The 16536-nt window shown below is 60.8% G+C and carries 13 protein-coding genes; 7 read left to right on the top strand and 6 right to left on the bottom strand.

Annotated elements, in window-relative coordinates; all coding sequences use genetic code 11:
* Positions 1-21 precede the first annotated feature (21 nt).
* The 3 genes from NE851_RS33040 to NE851_RS33030 all read left to right on the top strand — a co-directional run bounded on the left by NE851_RS33040 (position 22) and on the right by NE851_RS33030 (position 2459).
* Positions 22-957: a dihydrodipicolinate synthase family protein gene (locus NE851_RS33040; RefSeq protein ID WP_097543320.1), complete on the top strand. Its 936-nt coding sequence runs from the start codon at positions 22-24 to the stop codon at positions 955-957.
* A gap of 115 nt (positions 958-1072) precedes the next feature.
* Positions 1073-1642 (top strand): nucleoside 2-deoxyribosyltransferase, encoded by a 570-nt coding sequence (locus NE851_RS33035; RefSeq protein WP_047616932.1) that lies wholly within the window; start codon positions 1073-1075, stop codon positions 1640-1642.
* Between the two features lie 100 nt (positions 1643-1742).
* Positions 1743-2459 carry a 4'-phosphopantetheinyl transferase family protein gene (locus tag NE851_RS33030; RefSeq protein WP_097543319.1) on the top strand — a complete coding sequence of 239 codons (717 nt, stop codon included), beginning with the start codon at positions 1743-1745 and terminating at the stop codon, positions 2457-2459.
* Here the strand turns inward: NE851_RS33030 and NE851_RS33025 are convergent.
* Genes NE851_RS33025 through NE851_RS33015 form a run of 3 tightly spaced genes read right to left on the bottom strand, consistent with a single transcriptional unit; the run spans position 2432 to position 8016 of the window.
* On the bottom strand, positions 2432-3790 hold the full coding sequence (locus NE851_RS33025; protein WP_127430832.1) for a lysine N(6)-hydroxylase/L-ornithine N(5)-oxygenase family protein: 1359 nt from the start codon (positions 3788-3790) through the stop codon (positions 2432-2434). The two genes, NE851_RS33030 and NE851_RS33025, sit on opposite strands and share 28 nt — an antisense overlap.
* Complete coding sequence (locus NE851_RS33020) at positions 3787-7779, bottom strand: non-ribosomal peptide synthetase (RefSeq protein ID WP_127430833.1); 3993 nt, start codon at positions 7777-7779, stop codon at positions 3787-3789. Before NE851_RS33020 ends, NE851_RS33025 begins: the two co-directional genes overlap by 4 nt.
* A gap of 18 nt (positions 7780-7797) precedes the next feature.
* A complete protein-coding gene (locus NE851_RS33015; RefSeq protein WP_028759240.1) occupies positions 7798-8016 on the bottom strand; it encodes an MbtH family protein in 219 nt (72 codons plus the stop codon).
* Positions 8017-8210: 194 nt separating this feature from the next.
* Between NE851_RS33015 and NE851_RS33010 the strand changes: the two genes are divergently transcribed.
* From NE851_RS33010 to NE851_RS33000, 3 genes are read left to right on the top strand one after another with little or no spacing between them, the layout of a single operon-like run.
* Positions 8211-9200 (top strand): GNAT family N-acetyltransferase, encoded by a 990-nt coding sequence (locus NE851_RS33010; protein ID WP_097543318.1) that lies wholly within the window; start codon positions 8211-8213, stop codon positions 9198-9200.
* Positions 9197-10618: an MATE family efflux transporter gene (locus NE851_RS33005; protein ID WP_254962617.1), complete on the top strand. Its 1422-nt coding sequence runs from the start codon at positions 9197-9199 to the stop codon at positions 10616-10618. Before NE851_RS33010 ends, NE851_RS33005 begins: the two co-directional genes overlap by 4 nt.
* Before the next feature lie 10 nt (positions 10619-10628).
* Entirely contained in the window at positions 10629-11816 is a 1188-nt protein-coding gene (locus NE851_RS33000) for a PLP-dependent transferase (protein ID WP_063474049.1), read from the top strand.
* Here NE851_RS33000 and NE851_RS32995 read toward each other — a convergent pair.
* The gene (locus tag NE851_RS32995) at positions 11707-12366 is read right to left on the bottom strand and encodes a sigma-70 family RNA polymerase sigma factor (RefSeq protein WP_097543316.1); all 660 of its coding nucleotides are present in this window, start codon (positions 12364-12366) and stop codon (positions 11707-11709) included. The genes NE851_RS33000 and NE851_RS32995 overlap by 110 nt on opposite strands.
* A gap of 163 nt (positions 12367-12529) precedes the next feature.
* Between NE851_RS32995 and NE851_RS32990 the strand changes: the two genes are divergently transcribed.
* A complete protein-coding gene (locus tag NE851_RS32990) occupies positions 12530-13021 on the top strand; it encodes a GNAT family N-acetyltransferase (protein ID WP_097543315.1) in 492 nt (163 codons plus the stop codon).
* 136 nt (positions 13022-13157) lie between these two features.
* Here the strand turns inward: NE851_RS32990 and fhuF are convergent, their stop codons facing one another.
* A complete protein-coding gene (gene fhuF / locus NE851_RS32985; protein WP_097543314.1) occupies positions 13158-13946 on the bottom strand; it encodes a siderophore-iron reductase FhuF in 789 nt (262 codons plus the stop codon).
* Between the two features lie 2 nt (positions 13947-13948).
* Entirely contained in the window at positions 13949-16132 is a 2184-nt protein-coding gene (locus tag NE851_RS32980; protein ID WP_097543313.1) for a TonB-dependent siderophore receptor, read from the bottom strand.
* Positions 16133-16536 lie beyond the last annotated feature (404 nt).

Below are 16536 nucleotides of genomic sequence, written 5' to 3'. Positions count from 1 at the left end.
GTCATTCATTGGGGAAAACAGATGAACGCAAAGATGCCGCGTGCCGCCATCGGCGGAAACTGGGCGAGCCTGCTTCTGCCGATTGCGGCCGACGACAGCATCGAATTCGACAAGCTCGCCGCGGAGATCGACATCCTCACCGAGGCCGGCGTCGACGGCATCTATTCCAACGGCACGGCAGGAGAATTCCACAATCAGACGGAGGAGGAATTCGACAGGATCCAGGAGATGCTGGCTGGACGCTGCAAAGCATCTTCAACCCCCTTCGTGATCGGGGCCTGCCAACCGGACCCATCGATCATGCTCAACCGCATCCGCCGTGCCGCCGCGCTCGATCCCCGCGCCATCCAGGTCATATTGCCGGACTGGTGGCCGCTCACCAATGCCGAAGCGATCGACTTCTTGAATCGCGCTGCCAATGCTGCCGACGGAATTCCGCTCATCCTCTACAATCCGCCGCATGCGAAACGCGTGCTGACGCCAAAGGAACTCGGCGCGGTCTGTGCGGCCGCCCCTGACGTGATCGGCATCAAGCTCGCCGACGGCGACGGCCTCTGGTACGCAGAGGCGCGCCGGCATCTTTCCGGTCTGTCGCTTTTCGTTCCCGGTCATCATCTCGCAACCGGCATCAAAGAGGGCGTCGCGGCCGGTTCCTTTTCCAATGTCGCCTGCCTTAGCCCCCGCGGTGCGCAGAGCTGGACGACATCGATGCAAACCAATATCGATGCCGCACTCGATCTGGAACGGCGCATCCGCGCGTTCATGGACGTGCATATCGTCCCCTTCCGCCAGGAATTCGGCTATTCGAACGCCGCTCTCGACAAATTGTTGTCTGCCATCGGCAATTGGGGACCCGTGGGCACCCGTCTACGGTCTCCTTATCGCTCGATAGACATGGCGGAAGCGATCAGGCTGCGGGACATTGCACGCTCGGAACTTCCCGATCTTTTCCGCTGAGTGTGCTTAAGCAACCGGGCATGGGCGGTTTCGCCCACTGGATTGAAATCCTTCTTCGCGCTACAGCGGGGAAGATATTTTGGTTGCCGAGCCCATCCCTTTCAGGTGCAATTTCATGACGAAAAAAGTCTATCTCGCCGGTCCGGAAGTCTTCCTTCCCAATGCCCGTGAAATCCTCGACCGCAAAGCGGCACTTGCCCGTGAGGCGGGACTTCTCCCGCTCTCGCCCGGCGATCTGGAAATCCCGCAGACGAACTCGAAGCGCGAGCGGGCCGCGGCGATCAACGCGGTGGACGAGAAGATGATGATGCAGGCTGATGCGATCATCGCCAATCTGACGCCCTTTCGCGGCGTTGCCGCCGATACGGGGACGGCCTTCGAACTCGGCTTTATGTGCGCAAGCGGTAAGCCGGTCTTCGCCTACACGAATGTGGCCCGCGACCACAGCGGACGCGTGAGCGATCTTTATGGCGGCGCCGTCGCCTATGATGCGGAAGGCCGATTGCGAGACCCGAACGGGATTGCGATCGAGGATTTCGGCCTGGCCGACAATCTGATGCTGCATGCCGGAATTGAGCGGCGCGGCGGTGTCCTCGTCATCGGAGACGCGCCGCCGGATGCACTCTATACGGACCTTGCCGCGTTCAAGACATGTCTTGCCATCGCCGTTGAGAAGCTGCGCTAAAGTCTTCAGTTCGGGCAGTTGAGGGATTGGCGAACCGCGGGGCAACGTCGGCAAGCACCTGACTGCTTGTCAATCGGTCCGGGGGACAGATATTGGAGCCATGCAGCAATCAGAAAACCAACCTGCCGGCATCGAAATCACGCTCTGGCCGTATTCCAGGAATGAAGGCGACTGGAACCGCTGGCTGCAGTCGCTTTCGCAGGATGAACAGGAGCGCGCAGCAACCTACCGGTTCGAGCGGGATCGCGCCTCGTTCATTGCCGGCCGCTATCTCTTGCGGCGGCTATTGAGCGTGCATACCGGGACAGCGCCGGGCAAGGTCGCATTGTCTCCGGACAAACACGGCAAGCTGAGAATTGAGAGGCGTGATAGCCCGCAATTCAGCCTTGCCAATGCCGACGGGCTGGTGACGGTCGCTGTCGCGTCAGGATGTGATTACGTCGGAATAGACTGCGAGCGTGCCGACGCCGAGATCGAAGAGGCGGCATGGGATAGCTATTGCAGCGCAGACGAACGGCGCTGGCTCGCGCAATTGCCTGCGCACGAACGCGCGCGCGGGGCCATTGCACTTTGGACGCTCAAGGAGAGCCATCTGAAGGCACTCGGCGTCGGGCTGCGCGAGGATCCCTGCAACATCGCCTTTTCCTGGAAAGATGGCATCCCTGTCATAACAGGCGGCGATCGCGATCGGCGATGGCAGCACCGTCTGATCGAAAGCGGCAGCCAGCACGTCGTCGCGCTGGCTGCCTGCTCTCAATCCGGCCTCCCTGGCATTTCTACACGGCTATTTCAGGACGATAGCAGGCCATCTGAATAACCGGCCCGGAACTGATGAGGCATTGCGGAAGCGGTCTCCGTCGCCCAGGCCAGTTGCGCATTGTCGGGTTCCGCATCGAAATGCTGCCGGCCGAGAAGCGTATTGACGATCATTGCACTGCGCCAGGCCATGAGGCTGAGCTGGGAGTCGGCGATACCGTGCGAGTACCGGCCCGCATTCTGCGCGAACAGCCGGTTGCCCCTCGGCCCCGTCCACTGCATCGTGTAGTCGTCGTTGAGAATGGGATAGCCGTTTCTGTCGAGCACTATCCGTTCACCCAGCGAACCGAGAGCCTCCGGCAACCGGAACCGGTAGCCGGTTGCCAGAACCACCGCATCTGCATGCAGCACCTCGATTCCGCCGTCGAATTGGTTCCTGACGATGAGCCGGTAGGCATTGCCGTTCCTCTCCATCTGGATCACATCGCGATTGGGCGCCAGAGATGCGTTGAGCGTGCCCGGCTCGAGATAGCGCAACGCATAGAGGCGGCGGTAGATCGAATGAATCGTCGAAATCGACAGGCCATCGCTGGTCAGGATCGAGTTCTTCAAGGCTGCCTGCTTCTGCTCGCCGCCGAGCTTCAGATAGGCCTGCACGTATTCCGGCGAGAAAACCTGGTTCGAAAACGGGGTGTCGTTGATCGGCTCGAAATTATGACGCCGGCTGATCCATGTCAGCTCATTCATGGAACCGGGATCGGCAAGCAAGGCTTCGACGACCTCGCCGCCGCTTTGACCGCCGCCGACCACGACGATACGGGCAGCAGCGAGACCACTGAGACGCGATTTGGCCTCGCTGTTGTGAAAGCAATCGGCGCCCAGAAACGGTTTTGCCCAGTCGGGCACGAAGGGCGAAGATCCGGTGCCGATCACGAGATTGCGGGCTTCTTCCTGCCCATTGTCGAACCGCAGGAAGAAGCGGTCGTCGCGGTGCTCGACGTCGCGAATCTCGGTTCCAAAGCGCAGGCCGTCCAGGCCGTTGGCGACCCAGGCGAGATAACGTGCAAATTCCTGCCGGGGAACGGCGTCATAGTTGGCGTTGAGGAAGGCGTAGAGCCTCTTGTGCGCCACCAGATAGGAGACGAACGACCAGCGGCTGGTCGGCAGGACCGGGGTGACGAGGTCCTTCAGAAAGGACGATTGCAGCTCGACGCCCGGCATCATCATGCCGGGATGCCAGTCGAAGGAGTCGCGCCGTTCGAAGAAGCGGCTCCTGATCTCCGGCACCGCCTCGAACAGGCAGGCGAGGCTCAGATTGGAAGGGCCGATGCCAATGCCGGCGATATCGAGCGGCTCGTTTATGGCATCCCTGCGGGCAAAAGCGACGGTCATGCGATATCCTTCTCTGTTTCCTTGAGACGCAGGGCAAGCCTTGAGTGGAAGGCGGGAGACCCGATCATATGCAGATGGTTGGTGCCGGTAATGATTTCGGCGGCACGCGCCCGTGGCGACAGGCGGCGCCAGTCGATCAGGTTGAGGCCGCGGTTGAGGCTGTCGTCGGCAGCCCAAGGATAGATCGGCACATCGTGGGGAACGAGCCGGTGCTTGCGGAAGATCAGGGCATTGTCGATCAGCACCCAGAACGTATGTTCGCGGCTACTGATGTCAGGCCCGTCGTTCGGAAGCGGATCCTTTTCGTCGCCGACGAAGCGCAGGAACTGATCGTAGGTATCCGCATCCATCGTCGACAGCAGCCGGTCCCATTCGGGACGCATCGCGGTTCGTCCAAGCCACGCCTGCACATCTTTATGAAGCGCGTCGCGCTCGCCCGGCCGGAAGCGCGGCTTGGCGCCGATCGCAAATTCCGATCCGAGGTCGCAAACGTCGACCATCGCCATCATCCTGACGTCGACCTCGTTGCCGAGGGTGCGGGCGGCCTCGTAGGCCAGAAGCCCGCCCCACGACCAGCCGAGGAAATAGCAGGGCGCGCCTTTGTTATGCGTCCTGATATAATCGACGTAGCTCTCGATAATCTCTTCGATCGGAGCGCCGACTTCCTTCTTCTCGGACAACGAGTGGCAAATGAAGCCGGTCGCCGGTTGATCGGCGCCGAGATAATCGACGAGCTTCACATATTCGCGGGTGCTGACGAGAAGCCCCGGGAAGCAATAAAGCCGCGGCTTGGCGCCGGAAGCGCGCAGCACGATCACCTCAGACAGATCCCGCTGATCCCCCTGCTCCATCACGCCGGCAAAGGAGCGAATGGTCGGGTTGTTGAAGATATCGGCGACGATGAGCGGGGTTTTCGGCCGGCGCTGCCGGAGCAGCGAAAGGATGCGGATCGCCCCGAGCGAATTGCCGCCGATCGCGAAAAAATTGTCCTCGACGCTGATCGCTTCCAGCTTGAGAACCTGACGCCACACATCCAGCACCTCCTCTTCGAGAGCCGATGCCGGTTCCACGATGGCGCGCTTGATCGGTTGCGGCGCCGGCAGCGCAAAGCGGTCGAGCTTGCTGTTCGGATTGGTCGGCATTTTTTCCAGTTCGACCACCGCGGCCGGCACCATATAGGAGGGCAGGCTGCGTTCGAGGCCGGCGCGGACCATCTCGACGTCAAGCGTCTCGTCCTTCTTCGGGACGACGTAGGCAACGAGCGCCTTTTCGCCGCCGGCATCGTCATCGCGCAGAACCACAAGGGCCTCGCCGACGCCGGGTTGCTGCAGGAGCGCCGCTTCGATCTCGCCGAGCTCGATCCGGTAGCCGCGAAGCTTGACCTGATGGTCGACGCGACCGACGAATTCGACGGTTCCGTCATCACGCCAACGCGTCAGATCGCCGGAACGATAAAGCCGGCCGCCCTCCGAGGAGAACGGGTCGGGAATGAAACGGTCCGCCGTCGTGTCCGGCTTGCCGAGATAACCGCGGGCGACGCCCTCGCCGCCGATATAGAGCTCGCCGGTGACGCCGATCGGGCACGGATTGAGGTCGGGGTCGAGCACATAGACCCGCCTTAGCCCGACGGCACGGCCGAGCGGAGCATAGACCCCCTGGAATTTCGTGCCGGCCCTCACCTTCCAGACCATCGGCGTCATGATCGTTTCGGTCGGCCCGTAGCCGTTGATCAGCCATTCCGATTTCAGCGCCCGCGACAATAGATCGAAGGTTGGCTGCGCCAGCCCTTCGCCGCCGAAGGAGTAAAGCCGCATCGGCGGCGCCCCATCTGTTATATCGGCCCACTCCGCCAGCTGCTGCAGATAGGTTGTGGGAATGCTGGCATTGTTGGCGCCATGCTTGCGCATGGCCGTCAACGTCTCTTCCGGCGTCCACAACGGCTGATCGGGAAGAATGATACTGCCGCCTTCCATCAGCGGGTTCATCCATCGCTCGTGCCCGCCATCCGAACTGAAAGGCAGGAACGGCAGCTCGCGGGACGCCGAGCTCATGCCATAGACACGTGAGGTGTTTTGCAGATGGTGCGTCAGCGGCCCGTGCTCGACGGCCACGCCCTTCGGCAATCCCGTCGATCCGGAGGTGTACATGACATAGGCGAGTTGATCCTTGTGGATCGGCACATCAAGCGGTGTATCCGGCTCGCCGTCGAGATCGATCTTGTCGAGTTCGAGGATAATGGTGTCGAGCTCTTCCGGCAGCCGATGGCGAAGCCAGCTGTGGGTCAGAACGATCTTGACGCCGCCGTCGCGCAGAATGTGATGGTTGCGCACCGGCGGGTGGTCGGGCTCGACCGGGATATAGGCGCCGCCCGCCTTCAGCGTCGCGAGAATCCCGACGATGGCCTCCGGCGAGCGTTTGATGAAGATGGCGACCGTCACCTCGGCTCGAACGCCGAGATGCCGCAGCCGATGTGCGAGACGGTTGGTGCTGGCTTCCAGCCAGCCATGGCTCCATTCCTCGTCGCCGTAGACGATCGCCGTCTTGTCAGGCGTCTGGCGCGAATGGGCTGCGATCAACTCGTAGACCGGCCTGTCATCGTTGATGACGTCGTCTTCGTAGGGCGCAGACAACCAGTCGAGCTCGCCGCTGCCGACGAGTTCGATATCCTTGATCCGCACATTGTCCCGCGCGACGATCTGCTCGAGCACAAGGCCGAAATGCCGGGAGACACGGGCAATCAGGGAGCTGTCATAGAGATCCTGCGCATAATCGATCAGCCCGGATGCGGCCCCATTCAGATCTGCCTCGATCACCAGGGAAAGCTCGCTGTCGGCGCGCGCACCCAGTGGCTCCAGATTTGTTGCGTGCGCGGGGATCGGATACGGCTCGCGGAATTCGAACAGGGCCTTGACCACGGCTTCCTGGGCAGCCGCTTCGTCGACCACCAATTCCTGCGTGATGCGCTCCAGCGGCACGAGCCGGCGAAGCCCCTCCTCGGTCGCCGATGAGATCGCAGCAATGACATCGTCGAGAGAATTTCTCGACGTCAGCGACAGGATGAGGGGAAGGACCTGTTCGGCACGGCCACGGTCGGCAAGGTGCTCCATCTGGGGCCGCGCGATGAGCAGCCCGGTCAGCAAGGCATAGTTGCCGCTATAGCGTGCCAACAGGGCGCAAAAGGCGGCATGAAGCACGCGCTCGACCGGATATCCCTTTTGCTGCGCATGCTGCTCGAGCTTTTCCCAGAGATCGGGCTCGATCGAAAATTCGTGCTGAGCACGTGCCACGCCTGCCAGTCCACCACTGTTGAAGCGGGTGGGAAAGGTCGAGGCTGCGTAATCGAGACCGATCGTATCCCGCCAATAGGAGAGGGATTGCTGCGCCTCTTCCGTCTGCAGCCACTCAGCCTCCCGCGTTCCGGCCAAGATTTCTGCCGGCTGCGTCTCACCGGCGGGCCTGCCATCGAGAATTCGCGTCAGGGAGCCGGCAAGAACCGACTTCTCGCGGTCGTCTGCGATAATCGGATGAAGCACGATCGTCAGAAGCGATTGGCCGCCGGCCAGCAGGGCAATCTGAACACGCGCCGGCGGACCGGCAAGAAGATCGAAGCGTCTGTCGCGAAAGGCTTTCTGTGCGGCCAGTGCATCCGGCTCGTCAAGAACAGCACCTTCGCCGACAATCTCGATCGGCACAGCATTTGGTGTGCCGCGGTACTGCTCGACGCGGCCGCCCGCAAGCCGCCGGAAGCGGATGGCGAGAGACGGATGTTGCGCCGCGAGCGCCCGGCAGGCGCCGGCAATCGTCTTGACGTCGACCGCAGGGCTCAATCGCAGCCCAATGAGCTGATCGGGAAAGACCGTGTAGTTGCCGATCTGCTCCAGTGACCAGATACGCTTCTGTGCGATCGTCAGTGGAAAGCTCTCGAAGACCGCGTCCGTTGCCGCATCGGTCGGGTGGGCATCTGCAAAGTTTGTGATCTGCTTGTTCATCCGTGCCATCCAGCCGTTTCAGAGACGCGCATCTGCTGATATCGCCAAGCGCAAGGAGAGCGGACGCGGATCCGCCCAGACCTCACGGATATGCGCCAGGCATTGCTGGCGCGAACCGGCAAAACCCGCGGGCTCCCAGCCGATGGGAATCCGCTTGTCCTGCGGCCAGACCGAGTAGCGACGCTCGGTGTCGATAACGGCGATCCAGAGATCGTCGTGGGGCTCAAGATTATTCATTCGCAGCTCCTGCGGTGATGATGGTCATGCGCAAATGACGGATCCGGCAGGCCGCAGTTTAGAAAATTGATGAGAATTTTTTTCTTCGCTTATCCCTAAATTCGGCGGGAGATGGATCGTCATTCTACCAAATCGGCGCAAGAGCTCGCTTCATGCTCACAGCGCCAAAGGCCCGACTCGGCAAGGAGAACATCATGGATTTCGACGCCGCCAAACAAAGGCGCGCTCTGCAGTCGCGCAGCTACGTCAGTCTCGCGCCCAATCTCATTCACCTCAAGACCGCCTATGGCCACCACGAAGCCGCATTCGAGGTGGAGGCCGGCGTAGCGTCGGTGACCTTCTACCATGGGGATCCGGTTCAATCGCCGGAGCTTCTGATGGCGGCGGCCGAAGCGGTGACGGCAGAAGATCGCTCGATCACCTCAGTCGTCTTCGAAGGGCATCAGACAAGCCTTCCCGGACACATTGCGGACGCAGGCGGAGGGCTCGATTCGGCGATCCTGTGGCAGTGGCCCTCGCTCTGGCTGCCGCAGCTATCCTATCCCCTGCCGCCCGTGCAGGAGATGACTGCGGGCCGCTATCATCCGCGCCGGCCGGCAAAGCTGAAGGGCACCATCTACAGGCGGTTCATCCCCTGGCTGGAGCGGGATATCACCTTCACGGTGGCCGATCCCGAGACCGATCTTGCAGTCTTTCATCGCTGGATGAACGACGAACAGGTCAACACGATCTGGGAGGATGCCGGCTCGATCGACAAACATCGGGAGATCCTGGAAGAGAGGATCGCCGATCCACATGTCCTGCCGCTGATCGGCAGTTTCGCAGATATCCCCTTCGGCTATTTCGAAGTCTACTGGGCCAAGGAGAACCGGCTCGGTCCCTTTTACGATGCCGACGACTATGATCGCGGTTGGCATGTCGCTATCGGCGAGCCCGATTATCGCGGCAAGAAATGGATCAGCGCCTGGCTTCCCTCGCTGATGCATTTCATCTTCCTCGACGATCCGCGCACCAAGCGCATCGTCGGCGAGCCGCGCGCCAGTCACGAGCAGCAGATCCGCAACCTCGATCGCTCCGGTTTTGCCAAGGTCAAGCATTTCGATTTTCCGCACAAGCGGGCGCTGCTCGTGATGCTCGGCCGCGAGCGTTTCTTCGGTGACCGTCTCTGGGTGCCTGCATCATGAACGACATGAGCGACGCAAGCGGCAGCTTCCGGAGACGGCAACGCCTCGCACCGGAGGACCTTGCCAGTCCCCAGCTTTTCAGGCTGCTGCTTCGGCTCGGACTGCCGGCCATGTTCGGCCTGTCGATCAACGCCGCCCATCATACGATAAACATGGTCTTCGTCGGAATGATCGGGGAAGACCAGATCGCGGCGATCATGATCGTCCTGCCGATCCTGATGCTCATCGCCGCCTTCGGCGAAGGGATCGGCGTCGGTGTCGCAACAGAGGTCGGGCGGATGCTCGGCGCCGGCAACCGATCCCGGGCCGGCATCATCGCCTCGATCAGCCTTGCGGCCGGTGTCGTCTTCGGCGCGGCCAGCGCTATTGCGATCGTCGCATTTCCGGATTTGCTGCTGTTCGGTGCCACGCCTGCCCTTCAGCCGCTCGCGCAGCATTATCTGATGATCATTGCGATCTCGGTGCCGCTGACGATGGCGCAGATCATTCTCGATTTCCTGGCGATCGCAGAGGGCAATGCCCGCTTCAGCATGTGGACGCTGGTCGCCTGCTTTGCGCTGAACATGATCCTCGACCCGATCATGATCTTCGGCTTCGGTCTCGGCCTGCAGGGCGTTGCAATCGCAACCATCCTGTCCCAGCTCGTCGCGCTTTGCATCTATGGCGCCTACCACGCCAGGCGGCTTGGAACGGTCAGGCTGACGCTTGGCTGGCGGTGGAGAGATATCGGCTCTCTCAGAGCGGTTCTTGCCGTGGGCGCGCCGACGACGCTGACCAGTCTCGCAACCGCAGGCGCGATTGCGGCAATGGTGTCGCTCGCCGGTACCTATCACGGAGAAGCCGGCATCGCCGGCGTTGGCATTGCCTTGCGGCTGCTTGCCGTGGGAACGCTCCCCGTCATCGGCATTTCACTCGGGGCCCAGTCGATGCTGAGCTTTGCCTGGGGTCGAGGCGATATGGCCCGGGTGCTGTCGGCAACGCGCATCCTGACAGTGGTCACCAGTGCAGTGAGTGGCGCCTATGGGCTCACAGCGCTCGCCTTCTCCGAACAGCTTGCCTCATTCTTCACCGACGATCCCACGGTGATTGATATTGCGGGGCAAGCGATCATCTCAACCCATCTTCCGCTTCTGCTGTTCGGTCTGCGGCAAACGGTGCTGATCCTCTTCCAGGCTCAGGGCAGACCGAAAGCGGCGGTTGCCATCGGCCTGGCGCAGAATGGGTATCTGCTTTTTCCGCTGATGGCGCTCCTGCCGCCCTTTTTCGGCTTTTCAGGTCTGCTGGCAGCCATATTCCTGGCCTCGGCCCTGACCGGCTTGCTGTCGGCCATCTGCCTGATGAGCGCACTTCGAGCGCTGCGGCAGCGCTCCGCCGACCATCTGACCTCCATCCGTCCATATCCCAGCTTTTGTCCATGAGAGGATGACCATGAACCAGTCGATCAACCCGCACGACCTTGGCGCCCATGCGACCGCCGACGATCTCTTTACGCCTGTCGATCCGGCAGCATTCAACGCCGTGTCTCCGCCGATCTTCCAGACGTCCCTCTTCACCTACGACAGTTACGAGGCGATGGAGGATGTCTTCGCCGGTCGTACCCGCAACTATATCTATTCGCGCGGCGACAATCCGACGGTCCGCGAATTCGAACTCCTGGTCGCCCGCCTCGAGGGCGCAGAGGACGGACGTGCCTTCTCGAGCGGAACGGCCGCCATCACATCGACAATTCTGAGCCTCGTGCAGGCGGGCGACCGGGTCGTTGCGGTCCGTCACCTCTACAACGATGTTTACCGCCTTCTGGTGAAGCTGCTCGGCAGGCTCGGGGTCGCGGTGGACTTCGTGGATCCTGCCGACCACGACGAGGTCCGCAAGGCGCTGTCGGGCGCCAAGCTGCTCTACCTCGAAAACCCCACATCCTTCGTCTTCGAGCTTCAGGACATTGCGGCGCTGTCGGCCATGGCAAAGGAGGCCGGCGTTACCACCGTCATCGACAATTCCTGGGCAACGCCGCTGTTTCAGAAACCGATCCAGCATGGCGTCGACATCGTCATTCACGCCGCCTCGAAATATCTCGGCGGTCACAGCGATACGGTCGCCGGCATCGTCGTCGGCTCGAAGGAGGCCATCGCCAGGATCAATGCCACGTCCTACCCCTATGTCGGCGCCAAGCTTTCACCGTTCGAGGCCTGGCTGCTGCTGCGCGGCATGCGCACGCTGCGCGTGCGTCTCAAAGAGCACGAGCGCAGCGGGCTTTTGCTGGCCGGGCGACTGAAGGAGCATTCCGCGATCGCACGCGTTCGTCATCCGGTGTTCCAGGACCATCCCGGCCGGGCAACACTCACGGGTTATGCGGGGCTGTTCGCCTTCGATCTCAATCCCGATATCGATGTTGCACGCTTCGTAAACAGCCTTCGCGACATCCGCCTCGGCGTCAGCTGGGGGGGACCGGAAACGCTGGTGGTCCCTGCCAAGGTCGCGCTGCAGATCCCCGACCGGATGACCTCTTTCATCCGGTTCGGCGTGAGCGAGCAGACGGTTCGTTTCGCCGTTGGCCTGGAAGAGCCGGAACTGCTGTGGAGCGATTTGCAGCAGGCGCTGCACGCAGCGAAACGGTAGGATCCTGTCGGCTCGCATGATCAGGGCGGGAGGCAGGTTCTATGATTGCCAGATGGCAATGTTCCTCCGCCGCCTTGATCATGAAGTTGACGAGGGTCCTTGAGACGCCGAGTTCGGCTGCGATGTCCTTCTGCGGCACGCCGTTGAGGCGATGACGAATGAAGGCGTCATTGGTTCGCTTCGGCAGCGCCTCGAGCGAGGCAAGCACATTGCGCAAGGTCTCGGCGGCGACCAGTTGGTCGAGCACGGTGGGGATGGGAGCCGTGATCTCCTGAACCTGGTCTATCGACCTATAGTTGTTCATCTGCTGGCGTCGGCGGCGGCTTTCGTCGAGTGCGAGATTATAGACCATCCGGAAGGCGTAACCGATCGGGCAGCGAATGCCGTCGGTCTTGACCCCATAGGCTTTAATGACTCCGTCCTGAAAGATATCCTCCGAATATGACTTTGATTTGACAACACTTTCAATCGTTCTAAGGAGCTTGTCCTTGTTTTCGATCATGGCGTTGACAACGGCATTTCCGTTCACATCACGATGCAATGCTTGCATTGTCCTGTACCCTTTTACAAATGGAAAATCAGGCTCTGTCGTTGCTGGTCGGGTGCGGTCTTGGCGGGCCTCTTCGAGAGAAACTACACGATTTGATTGCAGTGTCTATTTTAAGGTGATAACAAGAGTCAAGTTTAAATCGACCTTATGAAAGCGAGAAAAAATGGGAAGGACAGTGGAGATCCTGACGGGCAAGGCGGAGCTCTGCCGATCGATCATGGGGGCTTTGCCCGACTGGTTTTCAGAACCTGAGGTTATCGAAGCGAGCGCCCGGGCGGTCGAAGACCTGCCGGTGTTCGGCTATATCGAAGGAGATGTCGTGACGGCGTTGATGGCGCTTAAGCCGCACCCGCCCGGCGCCGTCGAGATCGCGCTGATTGCGACACGACCCGAACACCACGGTCGCGGCGCCGGACGACATCTCATCGATGCGGCTGAACGCTTCGGCCATGAATCGGGCGCCCGGTTGCTGACAGTCAAGACGCTCGCCCCCCGCGGCTGCGACGAGCCGCAATTCGAGGCGACGCGGCGTTTCTATGACCGGAACGGCTTCGTGCGCGCGGAGGTCTTTGCAAAGCTCTGGCACGAGGACCATCCGTGCCTGTTCATGGTCAAGCCGCTCGCCGACGTCCCGGAAGGTGCGGCTATGCGTTGAGACGACGAGGGCGGCCGAAGGAGGCAAAGGCTTTTCTGCCTGCCCTGGTCGGAGCCCCGATGCGGCTGATCAAGCACAATAGGAGGATTGAAAGTGTTGGAGCGTCCTTTGTGCGCCCAAAAGTGCGCGCGGCGCTCTAATGGCGCCCGTCCGGCAGCGGGCAGGCTTCACCGCAGCCACCGACTCCCGGGAGGTTATAGCGCAGGCAGCAGACTTTCCGGCGGGCGAATTCGAGGCCGCATTGCTGTCGTGCGATGCGGATCATGCCGAACATCGGATTGCGCCCACCGCACGGCCATGTAGCCTCTTCCATCAGGGCCATCCCGCCTTCGACGAGGCCGGGCTCGTGGCGATGGGCGATCTCCTTGAGAATCCAGGAGAGATAAGCCGCAACATTGTTCCAGAGAAGCTTCGGAGCGACGGCGGCATTGGCGGCGATCGCCGCGATTACCGGCTCGACATGGCCGCGCATCAGCCAGTGAAGCTCAGCGGCCGGATCGGTGGTCGCCTCAGGCCTTTCGGACATCACGAATGCCTCCGGCTCGCCCGTATGTTCGTTGCAGACGAGGGAAAGCCGATCGATCTCCAGCGGCAGCCCGATCCGATGCACGAACATGTGGACGCTGGGAGCGATCGTCAGCATGCTGAAATAGTAGAGCGTCCACATGGAGACGATCGCGCGGCGGTCGCTGCCGGGAAACTTTTGCGCATAACGGCCAATGACCTCGTCAAAGATCGCCCGGTCGCAAAGATCCCTGCAGGGAACGACGATGCCTGTCTGCGGTGGCGCGCTGAGCAACTTACCGCGGCAATAGGAGAACGGACTGTCGCCCACCAGGCCATCGAGGTCGACGGCCTGGTGGGCGACAGAATGACCGGCGATCGAATTCCGGCGCCGAGATGCCCCGTTCGTCGCTGCCGCCACGCCTACCACCGATACTTCAAGGTGGCTGTCATGTTGCGGCCCTGGCCGAGATAGCAGAAGCCCTCGTTGCAGACCGTGTCGCGGTGGTCGGCAATGTTGCGGATATTGAAGGCAGCCGTCAGGCCCTCGTATTTCTTGTCGACCGCTCCGAAATCATAGGCGGCGGATGCATCGACATAGAAGCTCGACGGGTTCTTGGACGTGTTGGCCGTGTCCGTCCAGTTGTTGCTGATGTAGCGGACACCTGCGCCGAGCGAGAGGCCGTTGAAGGGATTGGTTTCCTGGAAAGTATAGTTGGCCCAGAGGCTTGCGACATGCGCGGGCGTGAAGGCCGGCGTGTTGCCCTCATTGTCGCCTCCGGTCACCTCGGAATGGTTGTAGGTGTAGGCCGCAATGATGTCGAGGCCGTCGGCAACTGCCGCACGCGCTTCAAGCTCGATGCCTTTTCCCGTCACTTCGCCGAGCGAATCATAGGCAAGGGTCAGCGGATTGACCAGCACAGGCTTGTTTTTTTCGACGATGTGATAGGCGACCGCCGACAGCAGGATGTCGGTGCCGGGCGGCTGGTACTTCACGCCGACCTCGTACTGTTCGCCCTCCGTCGGCTCCAGGATCTTGCCGGATGTCGACCGGTTGGTCACCGGATCGAACGAGGTCGCGTAGGAAACGAAGGGCGCAATGCCGTTGTCGAAGAGGTAAAGCGCACCGGCCTGCCAGGAGAAGGCATTCTTGTTGACGTCTTCCGAGTCGTTCAAGCCGAAAGAGGGGTAGGTCGTGTCGCGCGTCTGGTTCACCCAGGTCTGGCGGCCGCCGAGGTTGAAGCGCCAGTTTCCAGCCTCGATCTGGTCCAGGGCGTAAATGCCGACTTGGCGCATATCGGCATCGGCAACAATGAAGTTATAGTCCGGTGTAGCGCCCGAAACACCATAGGTCGGGTTGGCAATATCGAAATCGAATGCCGAGTTCACCGCCCCGATGCCGTAGCCCCAGTTCGACTGGAGATTGGTGTAGTCGAGCCCGAACAGCATCGTATGCGCAAGGGGACCCGTATCGAACTTTGCCTCGAGCTGGTTGTCGACCTGGAAGACGTTCATCTCGTCCCGGATCGAACTGGCGTTACGATGGGCGACAGTACCGGTCCAGCTGGAAACGCCGAGGTAACGAGCCCTAAGATCGAGATGCGAATAGCGCAGGTTCTGGCGGAACGTCAGGCCGTTGTCGAATTCGTGCTCGAACTGATAACCGACCTGCTGCTGCTTGACCTTCTGGTAGTCGTAATCGGGATCGCTCTGCCTTATGTCGAGAATCTTGCCGTCGACGGTCGTGATCGCGCCGACATTGGCATCGGTCTCGTCGGACTGCGCCAGGCCGTACAGCGTGAAGGACGTGCCTTCGTCGGGCTTCCAGGTGAAGGACGGCGCCAGGAAATACCGGTCGTCGGCAATATCGAAATTGTTGTCGCCGTGGCGTGCAAGGCCGACGATGCGATAGAGAAAATCGTCGTTCCCTTCGCTGATCGGCCCACCGAAATCGAACATCGCCTGAGCCCGATCCTTGGTGCTGTAGGAGATACCGACTTCGTGGATCGGCTCTTCGGTTGGAAGCTTCGATATCTTGTTCACCAAACCGCCCGGCGATCCCGATCCGTAGAGAACGGATACCGGCCCCTTGATCACCTCGACGCGCTGCAGTTGATATGGATCGGTGCGGAACATACCGTAATTGATATAAGGCTGGCGCAAGCTGTCGCGATAGTCACCGACCGTCGTGATGTTGAAGCCGCGAATGAAGATCTGATCGAAGCGCGGATCGAAGCCGTTCGGTCCGGTCGTCACGCCGGCCGAATAACGCACGGCCTCGATGATGCTCTGCGCGCCGCGCTGCTCGATTTCCTTCTCGGTGGTCACCGAGACCGAACGCGGCGTTTCGATGAGCGGCGTGTTGATTTTGGTCGCAGCCGAGCTGTTCTTGGCGGCAACGGAGGTCCGGTCGGTCTTGCTATCAGAGGATGCGCCGCCTTCAATGACGATCGGATCCAGCGCTGTCGCATTGGCATCGGCAGAAGTGCTCTGGGCTGCGGCCGGCGATGCTGCAATGCCGATCAGGACGATCGCTGTCGTGACAAATAGGCTATCTCTATAAATTCTCGATACGTTATTAGAAACATTCAAAAAAACACGCGCCATTGCTTGGTCCCTACCTCTCGGATGCGGGCGGAAACTATGGAGCGAAAGAGACCTTGTCAACATAAGATGATTATTTTAGTCACCTTTTAGTCGATAAAATCTACGCCTTCGACACTCCCGAAGAGGTTGCACGCAGATATCGGGCCAGCACGCTCTGCGCAGAGGTGAATTGCCATCGGAATCGGTTCTGTTGTGCGGGGCGCCTGGAGTGGGGGGCCTGGGCGACTGTCAACTGTCTGTCCGTTTGAGGGATCCGTATGTTTGTCTGGCGTACGATCGTCCGGGGTAACGACCATAGCAATACAGACCCATGAAACCGGAAAGGCGATCTCGGTCTTTATGGAAGAGAAGAATTTTCTGTTGTCGCAAATGAAAAATCTGATTTACTAATATTCCGCTGCTGG

The sequence above is a fragment of the Rhizobium anhuiense bv. trifolii genome (assembly GCF_024346605.1).
Classification (GTDB): Bacteria; Pseudomonadota; Alphaproteobacteria; order Rhizobiales; family Rhizobiaceae; genus Rhizobium; species Rhizobium anhuiense.
Note: the sequence above shows the minus strand (reverse complement) of the source record. Positions and strands in the feature narration are given on the sequence as shown.